This window comes from Pontibacter saemangeumensis, from assembly GCF_039541895.1.
In the GTDB taxonomy this organism is placed as follows: domain Bacteria; phylum Bacteroidota; class Bacteroidia; order Cytophagales; family Hymenobacteraceae; genus Pontibacter; species Pontibacter saemangeumensis.
The window spans coordinates 718,040-737,884 of sequence record NZ_BAABHC010000016.1; the positions used below are offsets into that span (position 1 = coordinate 718,040).

Here is a 19,845-nt window from a genome sequence, read left to right on the forward strand (position 1 = left end):
GATAGATGCACGGCAACGGGCAGCCAGCATTAGCCGCACCGTTGCCGCCGTCAATAATGTTGTTGGTATATATAAAATAAATTCATCCGCCCGCTGTCACCGCAGCACGCAAATATACAGCAGCAACATGAGCGAAGTCGCTTTGTTCGGATAAAATAGAAAGGAGTGTAAGCTGTGATTAGTGGGGAGGCGCGCGCAACTGCAGCCGCTGCAGTTTCCAGCTGAGGGGCTTCCGCAGGAAATGGCGCAGCGTGTAGGCGCGCGCCGCACCTTCGGAGAGAATGGCGAGGATCACCAGCTTAAACCTGTTGAGCACCGGCAAACCTTCTAAGACAAGGCCAAGGTCTTCTTTCGTGTCCACGTCGGCCCGCTTTTGCAGCAGCACAAACCCGTGGAGGCGCGCCTGGTGCCTGAAAGAGTATATCGAAAGCTCCTGCTGCACCTGCTCCGTCTGCCAGTTCAGCATGGCAAAGCTTTCCGGGTCGAAACACCCGATGTGCATCCCGATGAGGTAAGCGCCCCCGTCAGCAGCCGGGCCAATCACCATGCTGTGCTGCTGCAGCGCCCGCTGCGCCTGCAGCAGGTCTGATACCGCCAGGGTGGGGCAATCGCTGCCAACGCAGATCACCCTTTGGTAGCCAGCCTCAAATACATCCTGGAAAGCATTGGCAAGGCGCTCGCCAAAGGTATTTCCCTTCTGCTGGGCCGTGTAGACCGTAAAAAGAGGAATCTGGCTTTCATATAGCACGCCCAGCGTATGCTCCAGAAGCGCCCTGGCTATCTTCTTGTTTGTTTGCGCACTTCTCCCCGAAGAAAAGGATTTCGTCTTAGCTTCTTGTTCCGCTGCATGGGCAAACAGAAGAATGGCGGTATCGGAAGGGGCAGTTCGCAAACGTTTATTTATGAATTTTCACCTATAGCGGTACATTTAGTTTTAAATTGGCAGCAGGCTGCCATCTCCATTTATAAATATATAATATATTCTATTCATATTGACAAACAGATAAAAAAAGATTGCAGAAAAGCGGGCAGCCGGGTCAGGAGCGAACCTCTCCCATCACGAAGAGTTGTTCCAGGGTAGGGTTTTCGCTTCCTCCCACAGGTTCCAGCGTAACGGCAAAAGCCTGGGCGGCCGGTATATCTTTCATGGCCTGCATTGCGGAAGCACTCCCGTTCTCCAGGCTGATGAGGCCCGCATTGATAGGCTTGCCGTCCAGGAGAGCCCAGAGCTGGTACTGTTTCCCGGCGGGCGGTGCGGGCAGTTGCACCGCATCTATATATACCTTCTGCTGCTCCGGGTTCCAGTACACCAGTGCATTTGCCTCCGGGTGGGCCTCCACTCCCTGCAGTTTCACGGGGCGGTAATCGCCATCCCGCAGCACGCGCAGGATCTGCTCCTGCTGATTGAGCTGGTAAGAGGCGGTCTGGTAGTTCTGTGCCAGAGTCTGTTCGGAGGCCAGTGCCTGCGCCAACCTTTCCTCCGCGTCCTGCCAGTTCTGGTAAAAGCGGAAACTCATGAAGCCCGAAAGGAGAAACAGCACGATGCTGGCCGCGAACATCCACTTGTAGGGCCCGCTGTCCGGCTCATCATCCGGGTAAAGGGAGCGCAGGGCCGTTTCCTCCAGTGTGTCTTCGGGGGAGGGCTGCGCTGGCAGGACCTGGTTCATGACGCGCTCCTTGAGGGCGGCGGGCGGCTGCACGGCGTGCAGGGCAGCGTAATGCTCCATCACCTCTATGGCTTCCTGCAGGGCCGCGCGCACCTCCGGCGACTCGGCGGCCTTTCGCTCCACCTCCAGCCGCTCCTCAGTGCCAAGCGCACCTGCTGCGTATAGTTCCAGCACCCCGGACGCTATGTAGTCTTCGTTATTCACGTCCTTTAAACAGTTTTCCTAATGTTTTAATTGCGCTTCGTGCCCTTGTCTTTACAGTGCCCAGCGGTATGTTGAACTCCTCCGCGATCTCGCTCTGCGTCATTCCCTCAAAATACATCAAGTCGATGATCTGCTTCTGCTCCGGGTTTAACCTCTCGGTTACTTCACGTATGCCGATATGCTCTGGCTTGAATCCGACGGAACCGTATATGGCACGGGGTGAGGCAGGGATATCCCTTGTGTTCTGACTTACGCGATATTGTTTGGAGCGGATTTTGTCGATGGCAAGATTTCTGCAAACGTTGATCATCCAGGTGAACAGCCGGCCTTTGGAGGAATCGTAGCTCTGGAAGGAACCCCATATCTTCACAAAAGCCTCTTGCAGCACATCCTCTGCCGTGTCCTCCTCTTTCACAATCTGCAAAATCACACCAAACAAGGTGGGGCTGTACATGTCGTACAGCACCGAAACAGCCGATGGGTCCTGTGCCCGGAGGCGGGCTACCAGTTCCTCCTCCGGAATAATTTTAGTTGGTTGGTTTTGCAATGTCTTGAACGTAGGGCGCTTCCTGGGGTAATCAGGTGCTTGAATGAAAACAATATTTCGAAAAACTAATCTTTTAACTATTCCTGGCCAAAAAGGTTTTTGATCCTGCTTATCTATATAAAAGGAACGCATCGGGCGCCCGTACGCAGGCAGCGTCTTTGCGTATAGTTACCTTACAACCTGAATGAACAGCTATGGCAATAGAGTCGATAAACCCCGCCACGGGCGAGGTGGTGAAAACATTTGAGCCCCACACAGCCGAAGAGGTAAATGAGAAAATCGCGGCCGCCGATAAGGCCTTCCAGGGCTGGCGCAACGTCAGCTTTGAAGAGCGCGCCGGGCACATGCACCGGCAGGCGGATATACTGGATAAAGAGGCAGCGCACTACGGCAGGATCATTTCGCTGGAGATGGGCAAGCCGCTGAAGGAAGCTGTGGCGGAGGTGAAGAAATGCGCCTTGGCCTGCCGTTATTATGCCGTCCACGCCGCCGATTTCATGCAGGATGAGGAGATTGAGACGAAAGCCTCGCGGAGCCTGATCGCTTTTGAGCCGCTGGGAGTCGTGCTGGCGGTGATGCCGTGGAATTTCCCTTTCTGGCAGGCGTACCGCTTTCTGGCCCCTGCGTTGATGGCAGGCAACGTGGGGCTGCTGAAGCATGCCTCCAACGTGCCGCAATGTGCCCTGGCCATCGAAGAGATTGTGCGCAAAGCCGGATTCCCCGACAATGTGTTTCAAACACTGCTGATTGCCTCTGAAGAAGTGAACGCAGTGATCGCACACCCCCTCGTACAGGCCGTGACATTGACAGGCAGTGAGGGCGCTGGCTCAAAAGTGGGCGGGCAAGCCGGGCGGGAAATCAAAAAAACAGTGCTGGAGCTAGGCGGCAGCGACGCCTTTATCGTGCTGGAAGATGCCGACCTGGACAAAGCCGCGGAAGTGGGCGTGAAGTCGCGCATGGTGAACACGGGCCAGAGCTGCATTGCCGCCAAGCGCTTTATCGTAGTGGAAAGCGTGGCGGATGCGTTTCTGGAGAAGATGAAAGTAAGAATGGCGCGCCTCAAGACGGGTGACCCGCTCACCGACGACTGTGACTACGGCCCTCTGGCACGCAAGGACCTGGCCGTGGATTTGGAAAAGCAGGTCCAGCAATCGGTAGCGCAAGGGGCGGAGGTGGTGCTGGACGGAGGCCGCGACGGAAATGACAGTGCCTATTTCAAACCGATGATCCTAAAGGATGTAAAACCCGGCATGCCCGCATACGAGGAGGAGCTATTTGGACCGGTGGCCGCCGTGATGGTGGTGAAAGACGAGGCTGAGGCCATAAAAGTAGCCAATGACTCGCGTTATGGCTTGGGCGGCGCCGTCTGGACGCAGGACAAAGACCGCGGCCTGCGCGTGGCAAGGCAGGTGGAAACCGGGGCCATGTTCGTAAACGAGCTCGTACACTCATCCCCCGAAATGCCTTTCGGCGGCATCAAAAAATCTGGCTACGGCCGTGAGCTCTCCTACCTCGGCATCCGTGAGTTTGTGAACCAGAAAAGTATATGGGTGGCCTGATTGGTGGCCGTTGACTATCGAAATAATTACTCAACGGGGAGGCAGTAACGATAGCCACTCTCTCTTTTCAAGCTAGACTTGTTGAACCTTAGGGAGGGCCTCTCTAAATGGCCGCATGATGGCAGCATATCGGGAACAAATATAAATGGAGGTACTTCCTCTATCTATGCCTGAAACATAACGTTCATCTTAGCAGCCCAACTTTAACAGTAGCCCAGAATTTTATATACCACATAGCCCGCGATCTCGTGGATGAGCAGGTGCCAGTTAGCAAAGGCGACAACGCTCGGTATGAAAGTCTCGTCCGGTGTGAAGCGTGGTTCCGAGGCGTAAAAGTCGGTGCTGAAGGAGGAGGCATCCACGCCTGCTTTCCTGAAACACGCCTCCGAGCGGCGCATGTGGAAAGCCGAGGTAACCAGCAGCACCTCCTGCCATTCCGGGTGCTGCTTCAGCACGCGGGCAGTGTTCACGGCATTCTCGTGGGTGTTGCGGCTGTTGCCCTCCGTCACGATGTCTTCCTCCGGCACCCCCGCCATCAGCAGCACCTTCTCAATCTGCTCGGCCTCCGGCACACGGTCTGTCAGCACCTGCCCGCTCCCGCCCGAAATCAGGAACTGATCTACTTTGCCCAGGCGGTAAAGGTGCAGCGGGTGCAGAAAGCGGTCGGCTCCCCGGGAGGTATGTATCCTATCGGATATATCTGCGCGGTAGGAGGTGACTCCGGTTAGTATCACGGCCACATCGTACTGTCCCACCTTGCTGATGGGCACGGCATTCACCTCCCACGCCCGCCACGCCTCATTGGCCAGAAATGGGTTAGTGAAGAGCAGCAGCACCGCCAGCCCAGCCAGCAGACTGACGCGCCTCCACTTAATTGACTTAAGAAACACGGCCAGCAACAGCAGCAGCAGCACCCACAGCAAGGGCATGAGCAGAAAATGGAGTGTTTTGGAAAGGATAAAGAACATTGCCTTCTTTTGGTTGAAAATCCAAGGCAACACCGATCTATCCCCTCAGGAAATCATATAGGGGCAGCGTTTTGCTACATCTGCGGCAAGATGCTTTGGCGCAGGAAAGTTAAGAAAGAAAGGCAGAAACACGAACAAAGGAACTTCTAAAAGAACTTCCGGAAAAGCCACAGCAGAAGCGACAGCACGATGCTGAGCAGAAGCATGCTGGTAATGGGGGCATAGAAGCGCATGTTCTTCCGCTCCACCCGGATGTCGCCGGGCAGGTTCCCAAACCAACTGAATCTGTCGCCTGCCAGCCACACCACCAGCCCGATAACCACCAGCACCACCCCGAGTATCACGATCATTTTGCCTATCGGTTGCATGACTTTATAGCGGTTTGTCTGTGCTTCACTGTAAATAAAGGCATATAAATAGGCTGCATGGATAAATGGTAGAATTGCCGATAACCTCCAATTTATATATGGCTTTCGAACAAAAGCCATATAGTAGGTACTCAACACATATCATACCCATATCCCCACATATATAACCGACCATTCAACCATCCAGCTATTTAACAAAGTACCTTACCTGAAGCTGGCCCGAAGCCCTATCCCGAAACTGACGATGTCCCATGCCGTAAGCGTTTTATCTTTCACAGCAGAGGTAACGATCAGGTCGTAGGTGTTCAAGTCGCCATACAGGCTGATTTCACGGAAGTTTTTGCTCTCTGGCAGGCTGTAGTTCAGCGCGGGCCCCAGGCTGCCGGTGAGGCGCAGGCTGCTCGTCCACCAGTAGTAGTCGTTTGTCGGGTAGGCGTTAGACCAGTTGGTCTCAAACTGGCTCCGGAAATAATAACTCACGCCCATCCCCACCCGCAGTGGTGTCAGCGAGAGTTTCTCTTTCAGCGGCACCTGCCCAAAAGGTTTGTAGATGCCCTTCAGGGTCAGTATGTGCAGCTCTTCGGTGGCGTCAAACTTCGGCACGAAGCCGTAAAACAGCTCTGCATTCAGCTTATCGTGCGCAAAACTGTAGCTGGGGGCGATGGAAAACATGCCGATGTTGCCTGCAAACTGCAGCGTCACGGCATCGGGGGCATACCATTTGCGCGCGGGGGCAGCGCTGTCGTCGGGGTTTTGGGCGATGGCCAGTGGCGCAGTTGCCAGGAGGCACACCAATATATATAGGGCTTTCAGGTTCATGCGGGGTGGGTGCTAAAAGGTTACGCGCTCAAATGTCACGTTGTCACCGATCACGGTGAAAACAAGGTACTCGCGGTCCTCGGCAGCGGCTGTCTGCACGTAGGGCACGGTGCCGTCGTACGGAAAATAGTAGTCGAAGCTGTGGTTGTGGCCATGCAGGGAGTAGCGTACTTTATAGTCGCTGATCAGTTTGTAGTAGCGGGCGGATTTCTCCTCGCCGAACTCGTAGTTCTGGGGCGGTATATGCGACAGCACAAACACGTTCTCATATGCGGCTGAGGCGGCAAGCTCCTGCTCCAGCCAATCCAGGTCGGGCACCTGCTTCTTAAACTCAATGTAGTTCGTGTTCAGGAGGATAAACTTGCTGTTGCCCACGGCAAAACTGGTGTTGTAGTCCCCGTACATGGCGGTGAATGCCTCCTGCCCGTTGTTCACGGCGTCGTGGTTCCCGATCACGGCCACATACGGAATGCCGAGGGTCTTAAAGTCCTGGTGTATCAGCCTGAACTCCTTCACAAGCCCAAAGTCCGTCAGGTCTCCCCCCATGAGCAGGAAGTCGATGTCGTGGCGCTGCCTGATGTGCTTCACCATGGCCTCGTTCTCCTCGTAAAAGCCCTGCACATCGGCCGTCAGCACAAAGCGGAGCGTATCCTCGGGCGATAAAGCAAGCGCCTCGATGTTGGCGATGTTGCGCTTGTTGATGTCCTTCTCGTCCTCCTCCAGCCGGACCTCATAGGGGCTGTACTCAAATTCCTCGCAGGCTTGCCCGCCCAGGGCCAGGAGCAGGAAGGTTGCCGACGCTACTACCGGCCGGCTAAACCGTTTCATGTTTTGGAGCATATCGCGTTTTTGTGGACTCTCTCACCTGCTAATACAAGCTCCCCGGCGCGAATGTTTCGGCAGCGCCCGTCAAAAATCGTTATATGCTAATAACAAAGGATATAGATATGGAAGGAAAGTATCAACGGAATCCAGGACCGTTTCCGCACTCAAAAAAGTGCCCGATTCCATCTTGGCTATACAGGCAGATATTGCCTGCCAGGGCTCGTATATAAGGCCTGAAAACCGTAAATTTGTATTCTACAGTATCCACTAATTCCTGAACTACTTGAAAGTCTGCATTGCTGAAAAACCGAGTGTGGCCCGTGAGATCGCCATGGTGCTGGGCGCCAAGTCCCGAAAAGACGGCTATTATGAGGGCAACGGCTATCAGGTAACCTGGACCTTCGGCCACTTCTGCACCCTGCGCGAGCCCGACGACTACCGCCCCGAGTGGAAGCGCTGGAGCCTGTACGACCTGCCGATGCTGCCCGAGCGCTATGGCATCAAGCTGATGAAGGACAGTGGCGTGCAGAAGCAGTTCAACATCATTAAGCAGCTGCTGGAGAGGGCCGACGAGGTGATTAACTGCGGGGATGCCGGCCAGGAAGGGGAAGTGATCCAGCGGTGGGTGCTGACGGAGGCCAACTACCGCAAACCGTTCAAGCGCCTCTGGATCTCGTCGCTCACCGAGGATGCCATCCGGCAGGGCTTTGCCAAACTGCGCGAGGGCTCCGAGTTCGACTCGCTGTACCAGGCGGGCAAGAGCCGCGCCATCGGCGACTGGCTGCTGGGCCTGAACGCCACCCGCCTCTTTACGCTGAAGTACGCCAACGGAAAGCAGACGCTGTCGGTGGGCCGGGTGCAGACGCCTACGCTGGCCATGCTGGTGAACCGCCACCACGAAATTGCGAACTTCGTGCCGCAGCCCTACTGGGAGCTCAAAACCATCTACAGGGATACCACCTTCTCCAGCACCAACGGCCGTTTTCAGAAAGAGGAGGAGGCGCAGCAGATACTGGACGCCATCCGGCAGGAGGAGCTGACGATCACGGACGTGGAGATCAAAAAAGGCACTGAGTCGCCGCCCCGGCTTTTCGACCTGACCTCGCTGCAGATCGAGTGCAACAACAAGCTGAGCCTGTCGGCGGACGAGACGCTGAAGACGGTGCAGAGCCTGTATGAGAAAAAGGTGGTTTCTTACCCGCGTGTGGACACCACCTTTCTGCCCGACGATATATACCCGAAGATTCCGGGCATCCTGCAGGGCCTGAGCAATTACAGCCAGGAGGTGGCTCCGCTGCTGCAGGGCAAGATCCGGAAAACAAAGAAGGTATTCAACAACAACAAAGTCACCGACCACCACGCCATCATCCCAACCGGGGCGTCGGCGAGCAGTATATATGGCCGCGAAGCGGATGTGTACGACATCATCACGCGCCGCTTCATTGCCGCTTTCTATCCTGACTGTATTGTGAGCAACACCACCGTGATGGCCGAGTCGGCGGGCTATTCGTTTCGCGTGCGGGGCAAGCAGATACTGGAGCCGGGCTGGCGGGTCATATATGGCGCGGAAGATATAAAATCATCGGATGCACCGGTGGGCAAAGACGGCGAGAACAGGGAGGAAGAGGAAGCCGCCGGGGTGCTGCCCAGCTTTGAGAAAGGCGAGCACGGCCCCCACGAGCCGCTGCTGGACAAAAAGATGACCAGCCCGCCCAAGGAATACACCGAAGCCACGCTGCTGCGCGCCATGGAGACCGCCGGCCGACAGGTAGAGGACGACGAACTGAAGGAGGCGCTGAAGGAAAACGGCATCGGCCGTCCCTCCACCCGCGCCGCCATCATCGAAACGCTTTTCAAGCGCCAGTATATCCGCAAGGAGAAAAAGAAGATCATCCCCACGCAAATGGGCATCGACCTCATCGGTGTGATCCGGAACCAGACGCTGAAGTCGGCGGAGATGACGGGGCAGTGGGAGCGCAAGCTGCGCCAGATTGAAGGCGGCGAGTTTAAGGCGGAGGCCTTTCTGCAGGAGTTGCAGGAGTTCGTCATCAGCCTGGTGCAGGAAGTGAAATACGACCATGCCGCCACCGTTACCCTGGAGCCGCAGCAGGAAGAAGCAAAGAAAGCAGCACCCAGAAAGAAAGCTGCTGCTACGGCTAAAGAGACACCCGCTTCGGTAAAAGGGCTTGGCTCCTGCCCTGCCTGCAAAGCCGGCCATATAGTAAGGGGTTCGAAAGCCTACGGTTGCATCCGCTACAAAGACGGCTGCCGCTTCCTGATCCCCATTGAGCAGCACGGCAAGGAGCTAACAGAAAAGCAGTTGCAGGCGCTGCTCGGCAAAGGCAAAACGCCCACTATCAAAGGCTTCAAAGATGCGCAGGGCGAAAGCTTTGAAGCCATATATAAACTGGATGGCGCGCACCAACTGGTGCTGGAGAAGGTGGAGAAGGCTCCGGAGGCTGATCCGTTCGCGCAGTGCCCGCGTTGCAGACAGGGCAGTCTGCTGAAGGGTAAAGCCGCTTACGGCTGCAGTCGCTTCCGGGAGGGTTGCCGGTTTCTGGTGCCGTTCGAGATGGGTGGTAAGCAGTTAACCGAAAAGCACCTGGCGGCGCTTCTGCTAAAGGGTAAAACGCCGAAAATAAAGGGGTTCATATCTGAAAAAACCGGGGAGCCTTTTGATGCAGCACTGACTCTGAACGAGCAGTGGCAGGTGGTCTATAAATTCTGATTTTCAGTAGAGGCTTTAGATAACCGACAGCCATATATAACTGGTGCTGCGCTGATACGCCTGATTTATAGTATTACCAGCCTTATAAATAAGGCGCGCGGCAACTACCTAAGTAGTTGCCGCGCGCATGTTAATTTCTGTTGTGCTGCTTACTGTACTGTAAACGAAATTTCTTTTTCTGATAAATTGGTCCGCTTGTCCTTGGCCGTGATCTTCAGGGTATAGCTTCCGGGCACAATGCCTTCGAGCGACATGAGGGTGTCAAACTCCACCACCGTTTTATGCGGCATCATATCGAAATCCACCAAGGGGCTCTCGGCTCCCGGGCTCTGCACACTGAAGTTGATGTTATCGACCTCGTCCTTGTCTACCACGGTTATATATACCTGTAGCCCCTGAGTGGGCGTGATGGTCTGGTTTTGAGTAGGGTTTTTAATTGTAAGGCTTGGCGAAGAGCCGTCCGGCTGCATGCTTCCGTCTTCAAACAAATCTTCACAAGCCGTAAGCAGGCACACAGCGGCTATAGAGGCAAGCATTGTTTTGATTCTCATAAAATTGGCTAAAAGTTATCTTATCAAGATATTTCCGGTAACACCTGAATTTTGCACGATCCAGCGCTAATTTGCTTGCCGCACCTCCTGATGTATGGTATGGCAAAAGTAATAATAATCTCTGCAAGTCAAGTTATCTGCCCGAAATTTTTACAATTTACAAACCTGCATAAAGTTGTTTTAGTTCCTTCAAACATGCCATATAACGCTAAAATTCAATAATATAAATTTTATAATATTCAGAACCCGATTTATACCATCAAAGTCCTCAAAAGATAAAGTGCAATTTATATCGCATTACACTATACTTACATTAACGAAGTAAATTGTACGAAAGTATATGAGGTGTTTCCTGAAGGGGAGAGACTGATATAACAGCCCTCAGGCAGGGGCGCTGCGCCTGTATTAAACTTACAGATGATAACTTATAGCACTCGTAGCCGTAAAAAAATGTACTTGTGTTGCCATGTGCAGCATAGGTTTGTAATGATTTTTAAACTAAAACTACTACACTATGAGAAGCTATGAAAATTCGGGCTATAACCCGTATAACGACAGCGACAGGTCTCAGACAAGAGGCTCCGCGAGAAACTATTACTCTGATGAATTTGATATAACCAGCCGTGACCGCGGCGCTTACGGCTCTAACCGTAGCGGCAGCGGGTTTGGCTCTGGCCGCGATTCCTATTCCAGTTCCGGATATGGCGGCACTTCCACCTACGGCCGTAGTGCCGGATCATCCAACTACGGCTCGTCTGGCAACCGCTACGACCAGGACCGCAGCAGTTCAAACTTCGGCTCGTCCGGCAACCGCTATGGAAGCGACAGAAACCGCCATGACGATGACAACTGGTGGGACAGCGCCAAGAACAAAGTTTCCAATGCCTGGGACAGGGCAACCGGAGACGATGATGATAACCGCAACTACAGGAACCGCAACTATGGCTCCGCCGGGTCATACGATTCCGGATCAAGCTACACAGGGCGCTACGGTTCCGATAACGACTATGGTTCGTCTAATTACGGCTCATCCAGGAACTATGGCTCCGGCTCATTAGGGTCTGGCTCCACCGGATACGGATCTTCTTACGGCACCGGCTATACCACTTCTAACTACGGCACGCCATACAGGTCCAGTTCCGACAGAGACAACTACGGATCTAACTACGACAGAAACCGCTATAGCAGAAGCAGTGAGCATGACCGCGGGTTCTTCGATAGGGCCGGCGACGAGGTGAAGTCCTGGTTCGGCGATGATGAGGCCGAGCGCAGGAGAAGACAAGATGAGATGCGTGACCGCCGCCACGAGCGCGATTACGACAGCGACAGCAACAGGTATGGGAGCAGCTCCTACGGAAACACCTATAGCGGACCTCCCTACTCTTACGGATCATCTTCGAGAAGAGACTATGAGTGGTAGAAACTCCTACGGTCGGCCGATTTCATATGGCTACCGATGGTAGATTCTCCTGATACCCGTGGCCACAGTGCCACAAAACGAAGCCCCGCTGCTAATAGCAGCGGGGCTTTTTATTTCCTGTGCAACTTAGGCTAAGCTTTCTATATTTGCACTCCGTTTGGGTGCCCATTAGCGGTTTTCGAGCGGACCATCATACTTAATCCTTAGTTTAGATTCTAACAACAATGAAGAAGATTTTACTACTGGCGCTTTTGGCGCTCGTTACCACCACTGGCTTTTCCCAAACCGTCGGCATAAAGGGCGGCGCCACTTATTACACCTTCCAGGGCAAAGCCTCCAACGATTATGAGTACCGCCTGGGCTATACAGCAGGCGTTATGTTACAGCAGCATATAAATGAGCTCATCGGGGTGCAGATGGAGGCGCTGTACACTTCAAAGGGCGGTAAGATGGAATACACTTCCGGAAACGAAGAAGTGCAGAGTTCGCAACGCATGAACTATGTAGACGTGCCCTTGCTGCTGCACCTGTCCGCCAGCGGCCTGTTTATCGACCTGGGACCGCAGGTGTCGTTTATAGCAAAGGCGCGGCGCATACGGGAGGTAACCTCGGGCACTACCACCACCACGAGCAAAACTGACATCACAGACCAGCCTTACGCGATCGACTTCGGCTATGTGGCAGGAGTGGGCTACCGCGCCAGCAACGGCGTTGGGCTGGAACTACGCTACAACGGCGGACTTAAAAAAGTTGACGATGAAGGCCCTTCTGAAAATATCGATCGCCGGAATTCAGGCTTTAACCTGATGCTGAGCTACATCTTAGGGCATTAAGTTCAGCAACTGTGCTTATATATGGCGGCACCTATAGCTGGCTGCCAGGTTTCTGAATCATAAGTCGGGCTACACGGCGCTTACAGACTCCGCAATATTTTCGGCAATATCATTTTATCACAGTTCCCTGAAGAAACAGAGAAGCCCCTGCAAAAGCAGGGGCTTCTCTGTTTATAAATACTATATAATAAAGCGCTGGACGGGAATTATGCCTCTTTTTCCATTTCGCTCACTGTCTCCTGCTCCACGCTGTAGATATGCTCGTATCGCCTGAAAGACGCCACATTCACCTTCAGGTCGCGCAACAGCCCTTCCTTTATATCATATACCAAGCCGTGCAGTTTTGGCGGGTTGTCCGTCTGCATGGCATTCTGGATAATGGAGGTCTTCGAGAGGTTGTGCACCTGCTCAATCACGTTCAGTTCCACAAGGCGGCGAAGGCGCTGCTCCTCATCATATATGCTCATAAACTCGCGCTCGTGCAGTCGTACCACGTCTTTGATGTTTCGCAGCCAGTTATCGATCAGGCCGAACTGACGGTTACTGGCCGCGGCGGCCACACCACCACAACCATAATGGCCGCACACCATGATATCCTTTACCTTCAGCACCTCTACGGCGTACTGCAGCACCGACAGCAAGTTCATGTCGGTGTGCACCACCAGGTTGGCGATGTTGCGGTGCACGAACATCTCCCCCGGACCGGTGCCGGTTATCTCTCCGGCAGGAACCCGGCTGTCGGAGCACCCGATAAAGAGGTAGCGGGGCTCCTGCCCCTGCGCGAGTTTCGTAAAATATTCACTGTCCTCGCTCAGGCGCTGCTCCACCCATTTTTTGTTATTTTCAAATATCTTTTCCATATACTTTGCTTCTGTCTGTATCGTGTACCTGTTCAGGCTTTTTGCTTTAGTGCATTTCCATGATGGAGACTTCCTCCACGTTCAGCACCTCCACTGTGATGTTGCGCTCATGCGCTGTTCTCTTGAATTCCTGGATTGCCTCCAGCACGTCATAGTCGATATGCTCAGAGTTCTCGCCATCAATAATCACGTGGCTGTTGTGGGGCAGGTGGTCCAGTGTCAGGATGATGCTGGCTTTGTTCAGGAACGAAACGTGCTCACTTAGCCTGATCCGGATGATCTCTTTGTCTTTATACTCTTCCTTGTGGTAAAAGTAGGGCGATCTGTAGTTCGCTTTCAGGATATAAAACACTCCTACGGCCAGCCCCACGCATATACCCACAAGCAGATCGGTGAAGAGGATGGCGAGTACAGTCACGATGAACGGGATAAACTGCTCGTGCCCTAATTTAAACTGGGATATGTAGAGAGCCGGCTTAGTCAGTTTATATCCCACCACCAGTAGCACCGCAGCCAAAGCAGAAAGTGGGATCTGGTTCATGAAATCAGCTATCAAAAACACAGAGAGCGCCAGGAATATACCATGGACAAAGGCAGACACCTTGGATTGAGCGCCAGCCGCCAGGTTAGTGGAGCTACGCACGATCACAGCGGTCATTGGGATACCGCCCAGCAGGCCTGCCACCATGTTGCCCACACCCTGCGCCTTCAGTTCGCGGTTTGTATTCGTGCGGCGCTTGTGCGGGTCCAGCTTGTCAACGGCTTCCACGCTCAGCAGTGTCTCCAGGCTGGCGACAATGGCAATGGTAAAGGCTACCACGTACAGCGTTGGGTTGGTGATCGCCTCTAAGTTAAGGAAACGGAGTTCGTTCGTCAGGCCTTCGAAACCCTCTATCACAGGCAGGTTCACGAGGTGGCTTGATACCACGGCAAGCTCAGGCACAAAGTTGATGAAGATCGCATTTAGCGCGATGGAAAAAATCACGGCCAACAATGCACCCGGTATCAGTTTCAGGAACTTGTTGCTTTTAATACGTGGGTTATCCCATAAAAGCAAAATAGCCAGCGAGACAACGCCAATGATCAAAGCGCCTAGCTGGATGCTTGAAAATGCATAGCCGATCTCTGAAAACGTGTTGCGCCCGTCTGCCTGGAAAAAATTCATTTCACCGAAGAAGTCTTCGTCGGCCCCGAGGAAATGCGGGATTTGCTTCAGGATCAGGATCAGGCCAATGGCTGCCAGCATGCCCCTGATAACGGATGATGGGAAATACAGCCCGATTACCCCGGCCTTCATGAAACCCAGCCCCAGTTGCAGGATTCCGGCCAGCACCACCGCCAGCAGGAAGGCCTCAAAAGAGCCGAGGGACTCGATGCCATTGAGCACGATGACCGTAAGGCCGGCGGCAGGTCCGCTTACACTGAGTTGGGAGCCGCTAAGCCATGCCACTATCAGGCCGCCTACGATACCCGTGATAACACCGGAAAGGAGCGGAGCCCCAGAGGCCAGCGAAATACCCAGGCAGAGCGGAAGCGCGACAAAGAATACCACAAGGCCTGCAGGAATGTCTTTCCCGAGGTGGGCCAAATAATTAGGTTTGTTCGAAGTTTGTTTCATATATAGTTTTAATTCCAGCTGACAGTCGCGCAGGCTTGTATTTCTATGCAAGTGTACTTATCAGTGTACTCCATTTTGTAATTCTACAAAAGTAGAGCGGTAACATTAAGCTGAAATTAAAACAACATTAAAATGAAATTAAAACTACGACGGCCTGTAGGGAATGAACAAGTATGCCTGCGGCAGGCTGATCAATACTTCCGTTCCCTGGTTAATTTTGGAGTTGACGCTGATGGTGCCGTGGTGTATTTTGAGGATGCGCTCTGCCAGGGGCAGCCCGATGCCGTGCCCTGTTATATTCCTGACGTTCTCCGCCCGGAAGAAGGGCACAAACACATGCTTCAGGTCTTCTTCGGCTATGCCCAGACCTCTGTCTTTCACTTTCAGGGCCACTTCATGGTCTTTTACAAGGATAACGCCTGAAATGCTTTGCCCGTCAGGAGAGAACTTGATGGCGTTTTCCAGCACGTTTACCACCGCTACCAGCAGCAGTGCCTCGTTGCCCTTCACCACCAGGCGGTCCTCTTCATCAGGGAAATTCTCGAAGTCAATCTCAATGTGTGCATTGGGCTGGCGTTTCAGGGCCTGCTCCCGCGCCGTCCACACCAGTTCGTCGAACCGTAGGTTTCCCAGCTTGATCTTAGAGGCGTCGATGCTGGCCTGCGCAATCTGCAGCAGGCCGTTCGACAATTCTGTCAGCAGCCGGGCATCCTCCAGGATGGACTGCAGCACGCGCTGGTACTCTTCCGGTTCCCTCGGCTTCATCAGGGCGACCTCCAGTTCACCTATCATCGCCGTAAGGGGCGTGCGCAGCTCGTGCGAGGCGTTGGAAACAAAGGTGCTCTGCATCTCGAAGGCCAGCTCGAGCCGGTCCAGCATCTTGTTAAAGGTCTGCGCCAGGTGCGACACCTCATCCTTCCCGTCGGAATCACTCAGGCGCATGTCCAGGTCGGTGGCGCTGATTTTTTCCACCTCGTTCACGATCTTGGTAATGGGGCGCATGGCCTGCTTGGCAAACCCCCAGCCTGCCAGCACCACCACCACCAGTGACCCGAAAAGGCCAACGATCAGGATCACTTTCAGGTGCTGCAGCTTTGTCAGCGTGTAGGCGTCCACAGAGGAGGCGAACACCATAAAGTCCTCCTGGTTGTCGGGGTAACTCACGCCCACCACCTGCCTTACCCCCTGGGCGTACTGCACGTATTTCTTCTCCTTTACCTGCTGCAGTACCTTTTCGCTCACGCCCAGGTCGCCGTTGCCGTTCGAAAAAACCAGCTCTCCATTGCTGCGGAATACCCGCACCGCCTCGTGCGGGAGCTCGTGGTAATACCTAATCTCGTTTTGGTGGCGGGTCGCGGCATCCACCTCATTGGCCTCCAGCACATGGCGGGCAACTACCTGCGTGCGCTCTTCAATTCCTTTAAAAAAATCATCCTGGCGGTAGAGGGAGGTGAAATAATAGACCACCAGTGAGAACAAAACGAGGATGAAAGCGAAGATGCTGGCAAACTGCAGGGTAAGCTTGGTTCTGATTTTCATTAGTCTTCCTGTTCTTTCAAAACATATCCCATCCCTACCAGCGTATGGATCAGCTTGATGCTGTGGCCTTTGTCTATCTTTTTCCGGAGGAAGTTCACATACACGTCTATGACGTTGCTACCGGTGTCAAAAGAGGTTTCCCACACCTGCTCCGTTATATCTACCCGCGACACCACACGCCCCCGGTTGCGCAGCAGGTAATAGAACAGCGAGAACTCGCGCGCTGTCAGGTTAATCGGTTTGCCGGCACGCTCCACCGTCTTCTTGGTCAGGTCAAGTTCAAGGTCAGCTATCCGCAGCACCTCGCTGACTGGCGCCTCCGAGCCCCGGCGGGAAAGCGCGCGGATGCGCGCCAGCAGCTCCTTAAACTCAAAGGGCTTGGTGAGGTAATCATCTGCCCCGGCATCCAGCCCTGTGATTTTGTCGTCGGTGCTGCCCAGCGCTGTGAGCATGAGGACCGAAACCGATTTGTTGTGCTTCCGGATCTGGCGGCATACGTCCAGGCCGCTAATGTTGGGCAGGATAATGTCCAGAATCACCAGGTCATACTCGTGCTGCAGCGCCAGTTTTACCCCAAACGTGCCGTCGTAAGCCTGGTCTACCTCATATGCCTGCTCCTCAAGCCCCTTTTTAATGAAGGAGGCTACTTTTGGTTCGTCTTCTATCAGCAGTATTTTCATCATGATTGCGGGATCAGGTATATGAGTGGCATTTGCAAAGGTAACACGCAGCCGCAAAATAAGCCTATATATCCAATAATGCTGTTTTTCGTTTTACTGGTTATGGCGCATGCACCTCACAACCACACCGGGCATCACCACCATGGGTCCGGCAGCAATATCAAAGTAGCGTTTTTTCTCAACTTTGGCTTTACCATCCTCGAGATTATTGGCGGCCTCTGGATCAACAGCGTGGCCATCATCTCGGATGCGCTCCACGACCTGGGGGACTCGCTCTCACTTGGCCTGGCTTGGTACTTCGAGAAAGTGGCGAAGCGCGGGCGCGACAAGCAGTTCACATTCGGGTACAAGCGCTTCTCGCTGCTTGGTGCCGTCATCAACTCAGTAGTACTGCTGGTGGGCTCGTTCATAGTGCTATCAGAGGCCATCCCGCGCATCCTGCACCCGGAACCGGTAAACGCCGCCGGCATGGTGGGCTTTGCGCTGCTGGGCATCGTGGTGAACGGGGCGGCAGTACTGCGCCTGAAGAGTGGAGAGTCGCTGAACGAGAAGGTAGTGCGGCTGCACCTGATGGAAGACGTGCTGGGCTGGGTGGCCGTGCTGATCGGGGGTATCGTGCTGTACTTTTACGATGTCCCGGTCATTGACCCGATCCTATCGGTGGGTATTACGCTGTATGTGCTCTACAACGTGGTGCGCAACCTGCGCGAAAGCATGAAAATCCTGCTGCAGGCAACGCCGCCCAACATCAACCCGACCGAAGTGGAAGAAAGACTGGTTCAGGTTCCGGGCGTACAATCCATCCACGACCTGCATATATGGACGCTGGACGGCACCTACAACGTGCTGACCCTGCACGCAGTGATAGCCCCCGAGCTGCAGGTACAGCAGACAGAAGCCATTAAAAAGCGTCTGCGCCAGGCCATGGCCGACATCGACATTCAGCACGTGACCGTGGAACTCGAAACCACCGAAGAAGCCTGCAGCCACGAAGGCAGCCTATAGGCAAAGCAGGTTGTTTGCCTGTAGGCTGCCTTATATAGCAGACGAAAGAAGGAAAACATGGGGCGGTCTTGTGTTACACAGGCCCGACGCATGCTTAGTTCTGATTCAGTTGGACGGCCTCACGGATAAGGTCCCCGAAATAGGCCTCGTCTATATCCTCTAACGAGCGTACCTTCACATGCGGGTACTGCCCGTTACGGCTAACCAGGCGGCGCTTCGGATCTGACAATTCCTTCCCCCGGAAAAAGCCAAAGTGAATGCCGCTGCGTGAAGAGGCGATATAGCATACCGGCCCATAGAAAAAATAACAGGCGCAGTCCCAGCGGACGCACTCCTCCAGGTGCGCCACAGAAGCGTTCACGATGCGGCGCACCTCCACAGCCAGCTTCTGCTTCTCGGGCGCCAGGGAATCAATGTACTCGCTTACTTGGTTGGTTGATGTCTTGCTTCTCATAAAAAGTCTTGGTCTCTGTCGGGAGTTTGTGCTTAATCCTGTAATATACTTATATTTTAATATATACAGAAATAACCTCTCGCGGGTTTACCTTTTTAAAGACTTTTTTGGGTTATACTAAAAAATAAATGGTATTCACGATATAAACAGGTCATTTAGTCCGCTCTCTTTATAAAATCAACTCATCCGCTTTCCAGCGTCTGTAACAGGCGCTGCTCCAGTTCATCCAACGGCACATACCCCTGCGCAATCTTTTCAAGCCCCTGCCCTGTCTGCACATACACGCTGGGAAAGGTAGTGGCCCCGATACGGTCAACGTAATCAAACTCCTCCTCCATCTGCCCCATAATCTCCTCCGACTCGAACAGCGCCAGAAACAGGTTTTCCCGGATGCCGAACAAGCCCACGAGGTGCACCAGCACAGCCGTGTCTTTCAGATCCAGCCCATCGGCATAAAAGGCTGAGTGAAAAGCCCGCAACACCTCCAGTGTGAGTACGGGCCGCAACAGGCGCACGCAAAGCAGGGCCCGGCAGGCTGGCTCGGTGTTGTATACATAGTTCTGCTTCGTGAAAAAACGGTAATCGAAGGGGAGGTTCACCTGCTTCTGCACATGGTGCCAGCTTCCCGCCAGGTAATCCTTGTCTACCCGCTCTAACGAATCGGTTGCATGCGCATGAAGGTCACCGAACAGCACCTGCACCTGCAGCCGCCTGTGCCACAGCGCCTTGAGGCGGCGGACCACCGGTGTAAAACCATAGCACCAGGCACACATGGGGTTGGTTACATATAAAAGCGTGGGTGATTGGGGGGCATATACCATAAGCGAATCGTTAGCTTCTATTTTACCTTAGCCAGCGGGTTATAGTTTTGAAAAGGCTGCGGCATGAAACTGAACTCACACGAATAGGCAAGCGCCTGCGCGCTCTACGGCAGTTGCCCCTGTGGCCTTCTCTGTTTGTTCCTCCAGAGCTATACTTTAATCCTGTTACAGGTTACCGTTATATATATACAACACAGCAACAGATCGGCTTATTGCTTATCGGCCGGAATCTATATTCTGAAAGGCCTCTACTACCAGCAGTAGCTTGATGCGCAGGCCCAAAGCCATCTCGTGGCAGCAGCACTACTGCTCAACCCACCCTTGCGTAGCGGGGGATTTGGCCTTTGGATGAAAATTATCCCCCTCAATCAGCTGGCAT

The 19,845-nt window shown here is 53.8% G+C and carries 19 protein-coding genes; 5 read left to right on the forward strand and 14 right to left on the reverse strand.

What is annotated here, in order from left to right; translation table 11 throughout:
* Positions 1–178: 178 nt before the first annotated feature.
* The 3 genes from ABD920_RS16990 to ABD920_RS17000 form a co-directional block, all read right to left on the reverse strand.
* Positions 179–892 carry a TIGR04282 family arsenosugar biosynthesis glycosyltransferase gene (locus tag ABD920_RS16990; protein ID WP_345160687.1) on the reverse strand — a complete coding sequence of 238 codons (714 nt, stop codon included), beginning with the start codon at positions 890–892 and terminating at the stop codon, positions 179–181.
* A gap of 145 nt (positions 893–1,037) precedes the next feature.
* On the reverse strand, positions 1,038–1,871 hold the full coding sequence (locus ABD920_RS16995) for an anti-sigma factor (protein WP_345160688.1): 834 nt from the start codon (positions 1,869–1,871) through the stop codon (positions 1,038–1,040).
* A complete protein-coding gene (locus tag ABD920_RS17000; protein ID WP_345160689.1) occupies positions 1,864–2,418 on the reverse strand; it encodes an RNA polymerase sigma factor in 555 nt (184 codons plus the stop codon). The genes ABD920_RS16995 and ABD920_RS17000 overlap by 8 nt, the downstream gene beginning before the upstream one ends.
* Positions 2,419–2,612: 194 nt before the next feature.
* Here ABD920_RS17000 and ABD920_RS17005 point away from each other — a divergent pair, with 194 nt between their 5' ends.
* Positions 2,613–3,977: an NAD-dependent succinate-semialdehyde dehydrogenase gene (locus tag ABD920_RS17005; RefSeq protein ID WP_345160690.1), complete on the forward strand. Its 1,365-nt coding sequence runs from the start codon at positions 2,613–2,615 to the stop codon at positions 3,975–3,977.
* A gap of 203 nt (positions 3,978–4,180) precedes the next feature.
* Here ABD920_RS17005 and ABD920_RS17010 read toward each other — a convergent pair whose 3' ends face one another.
* From ABD920_RS17010 to ABD920_RS17025, 4 genes are all read right to left on the reverse strand, one after another.
* Positions 4,181–4,945 (reverse strand): YdcF family protein, encoded by a 765-nt coding sequence (locus ABD920_RS17010; RefSeq protein ID WP_345160691.1) that lies wholly within the window; start codon positions 4,943–4,945, stop codon positions 4,181–4,183.
* 146 nt (positions 4,946–5,091) lie between these two features.
* Positions 5,092–5,313, reverse strand: coding sequence for a DUF2905 domain-containing protein (locus ABD920_RS17015; RefSeq protein ID WP_345160692.1), 222 nt, complete (start codon positions 5,311–5,313; stop codon positions 5,092–5,094).
* Between the two features lie 204 nt (positions 5,314–5,517).
* Entirely contained in the window at positions 5,518–6,132 is a 615-nt protein-coding gene (locus ABD920_RS17020; protein WP_345160693.1) for a hypothetical protein, read from the reverse strand.
* A 12-nt stretch (positions 6,133–6,144) separates the two neighbouring features.
* The gene (locus ABD920_RS17025; protein ID WP_345160695.1) at positions 6,145–6,960 is read right to left on the reverse strand and encodes a metallophosphoesterase family protein; all 816 of its coding nucleotides are present in this window, start codon (positions 6,958–6,960) and stop codon (positions 6,145–6,147) included.
* Between the two features lie 280 nt (positions 6,961–7,240).
* On the opposite strand from ABD920_RS17025, the gene ABD920_RS17030 reads away from it, so the two are divergent.
* A complete protein-coding gene (locus tag ABD920_RS17030; protein ID WP_345160696.1) occupies positions 7,241–9,685 on the forward strand; it encodes a type IA DNA topoisomerase in 2,445 nt (814 codons plus the stop codon).
* 149 nt (positions 9,686–9,834) lie between these two features.
* Here the strand turns inward: ABD920_RS17030 and ABD920_RS17035 are convergent, their stop codons facing one another.
* Positions 9,835–10,236 (reverse strand): hypothetical protein, encoded by a 402-nt coding sequence (locus ABD920_RS17035; protein ID WP_345160697.1) that lies wholly within the window; start codon positions 10,234–10,236, stop codon positions 9,835–9,837.
* A gap of 514 nt (positions 10,237–10,750) precedes the next feature.
* On the opposite strand from ABD920_RS17035, the gene ABD920_RS17040 reads away from it, so the two are divergent.
* Together ABD920_RS17040 and ABD920_RS17045 are read left to right on the forward strand one after the other, a co-directional pair.
* On the forward strand, positions 10,751–11,656 hold the full coding sequence (locus tag ABD920_RS17040; protein ID WP_345160698.1) for an SWFGD domain-containing protein: 906 nt from the start codon (positions 10,751–10,753) through the stop codon (positions 11,654–11,656).
* A 224-nt stretch (positions 11,657–11,880) separates the two neighbouring features.
* Positions 11,881–12,489 (forward strand): porin family protein, encoded by a 609-nt coding sequence (locus tag ABD920_RS17045; protein ID WP_345160699.1) that lies wholly within the window; start codon positions 11,881–11,883, stop codon positions 12,487–12,489.
* A gap of 206 nt (positions 12,490–12,695) precedes the next feature.
* Here ABD920_RS17045 and ABD920_RS17050 read toward each other — a convergent pair whose 3' ends face one another.
* The 4 genes from ABD920_RS17050 to ABD920_RS17065 all read right to left on the reverse strand — a co-directional run bounded on the left by ABD920_RS17050 (position 12,696) and on the right by ABD920_RS17065 (position 17,186).
* Positions 12,696–13,349, reverse strand: coding sequence for a carbonic anhydrase (locus ABD920_RS17050; RefSeq protein WP_345160700.1), 654 nt, complete (start codon positions 13,347–13,349; stop codon positions 12,696–12,698).
* Positions 13,350–13,395: 46 nt separating this feature from the next.
* Complete coding sequence (locus ABD920_RS17055; RefSeq protein WP_345160701.1) at positions 13,396–14,967, reverse strand: SulP family inorganic anion transporter; 1,572 nt, start codon at positions 14,965–14,967, stop codon at positions 13,396–13,398.
* A gap of 144 nt (positions 14,968–15,111) precedes the next feature.
* Positions 15,112–16,506 carry a HAMP domain-containing sensor histidine kinase gene (locus ABD920_RS17060; protein ID WP_345160702.1) on the reverse strand — a complete coding sequence of 465 codons (1,395 nt, stop codon included), beginning with the start codon at positions 16,504–16,506 and terminating at the stop codon, positions 15,112–15,114.
* A complete protein-coding gene (locus ABD920_RS17065) occupies positions 16,506–17,186 on the reverse strand; it encodes a response regulator transcription factor (RefSeq protein WP_345160808.1) in 681 nt (226 codons plus the stop codon). The genes ABD920_RS17060 and ABD920_RS17065 overlap by 1 nt, the downstream gene beginning before the upstream one ends.
* Positions 17,187–17,288: 102 nt before the next feature.
* Here ABD920_RS17065 and ABD920_RS17070 point away from each other — a divergent pair, with 102 nt between their 5' ends.
* Positions 17,289–18,191 carry a cation diffusion facilitator family transporter gene (locus tag ABD920_RS17070; RefSeq protein WP_345160703.1) on the forward strand — a complete coding sequence of 301 codons (903 nt, stop codon included), beginning with the start codon at positions 17,289–17,291 and terminating at the stop codon, positions 18,189–18,191.
* Between the two features lie 94 nt (positions 18,192–18,285).
* Here ABD920_RS17070 and ABD920_RS17075 read toward each other — a convergent pair whose 3' ends face one another.
* Positions 18,286–18,645: a DUF1801 domain-containing protein gene (locus tag ABD920_RS17075; RefSeq protein ID WP_345160705.1), complete on the reverse strand. Its 360-nt coding sequence runs from the start codon at positions 18,643–18,645 to the stop codon at positions 18,286–18,288.
* A 182-nt stretch (positions 18,646–18,827) separates the two neighbouring features.
* A complete protein-coding gene (locus tag ABD920_RS17080) occupies positions 18,828–19,418 on the reverse strand; it encodes a DsbA family protein (protein WP_345160707.1) in 591 nt (196 codons plus the stop codon).
* Positions 19,419–19,845 lie beyond the last annotated feature (427 nt).

Excerpts from the sequence above, each read along its gene's own strand:
- ABD920_RS17045 (WP_345160699.1), top strand. The coding sequence starts at position 11,881 with ATGAAGAAGATTTTACTACTGGCGCTTTTGGCGCTCGTTACCACCACT.
- ABD920_RS17040 (WP_345160698.1), top strand. The coding sequence starts at position 10,751 with ATGAGAAGCTATGAAAATTCGGGCTATAACCCGTATAACGACAGCGAC.
- ABD920_RS17025 (WP_345160695.1), bottom strand. The coding sequence starts at position 6,960 with ATGAAACGGTTTAGCCGGCCGGTAGTAGCGTCGGCAACCTTCCTGCTC.
- ABD920_RS17010 (WP_345160691.1), bottom strand. The coding sequence starts at position 4,945 with ATGTTCTTTATCCTTTCCAAAACACTCCATTTTCTGCTCATGCCCTTG.
- ABD920_RS17080 (WP_345160707.1), bottom strand. The coding sequence starts at position 19,418 with ATGTGTGCCTGGTGCTATGGTTTTACACCGGTGGTCCGCCGCCTCAAG.
- ABD920_RS17075 (WP_345160705.1), bottom strand. The coding sequence starts at position 18,645 with ATGAGAAGCAAGACATCAACCAACCAAGTAAGCGAGTACATTGATTCC.
- ABD920_RS17055 (WP_345160701.1), bottom strand. The coding sequence starts at position 14,967 with ATGAAACAAACTTCGAACAAACCTAATTATTTGGCCCACCTCGGGAAA.
- ABD920_RS17035 (WP_345160697.1), bottom strand. The coding sequence starts at position 10,236 with ATGAGAATCAAAACAATGCTTGCCTCTATAGCCGCTGTGTGCCTGCTT.
- ABD920_RS17060 (WP_345160702.1), bottom strand. The coding sequence starts at position 16,506 with ATGAAAATCAGAACCAAGCTTACCCTGCAGTTTGCCAGCATCTTCGCT.
- ABD920_RS17020 (WP_345160693.1), bottom strand. The coding sequence starts at position 6,132 with ATGAACCTGAAAGCCCTATATATATTGGTGTGCCTCCTGGCAACTGCG.
- ABD920_RS17050 (WP_345160700.1), bottom strand. The coding sequence starts at position 13,349 with ATGGAAAAGATATTTGAAAATAACAAAAAATGGGTGGAGCAGCGCCTG.
- ABD920_RS17015 (WP_345160692.1), bottom strand. The coding sequence starts at position 5,313 with ATGCAACCGATAGGCAAAATGATCGTGATACTCGGGGTGGTGCTGGTG.
- ABD920_RS17065 (WP_345160808.1), bottom strand. The coding sequence starts at position 17,186 with ATGAAAATACTGCTGATAGAAGACGAACCAAAAGTAGCCTCCTTCATT.
- ABD920_RS17070 (WP_345160703.1), top strand. The coding sequence starts at position 17,289 with ATGGCGCATGCACCTCACAACCACACCGGGCATCACCACCATGGGTCC.
- ABD920_RS17005 (WP_345160690.1), top strand. The coding sequence starts at position 2,613 with ATGGCAATAGAGTCGATAAACCCCGCCACGGGCGAGGTGGTGAAAACA.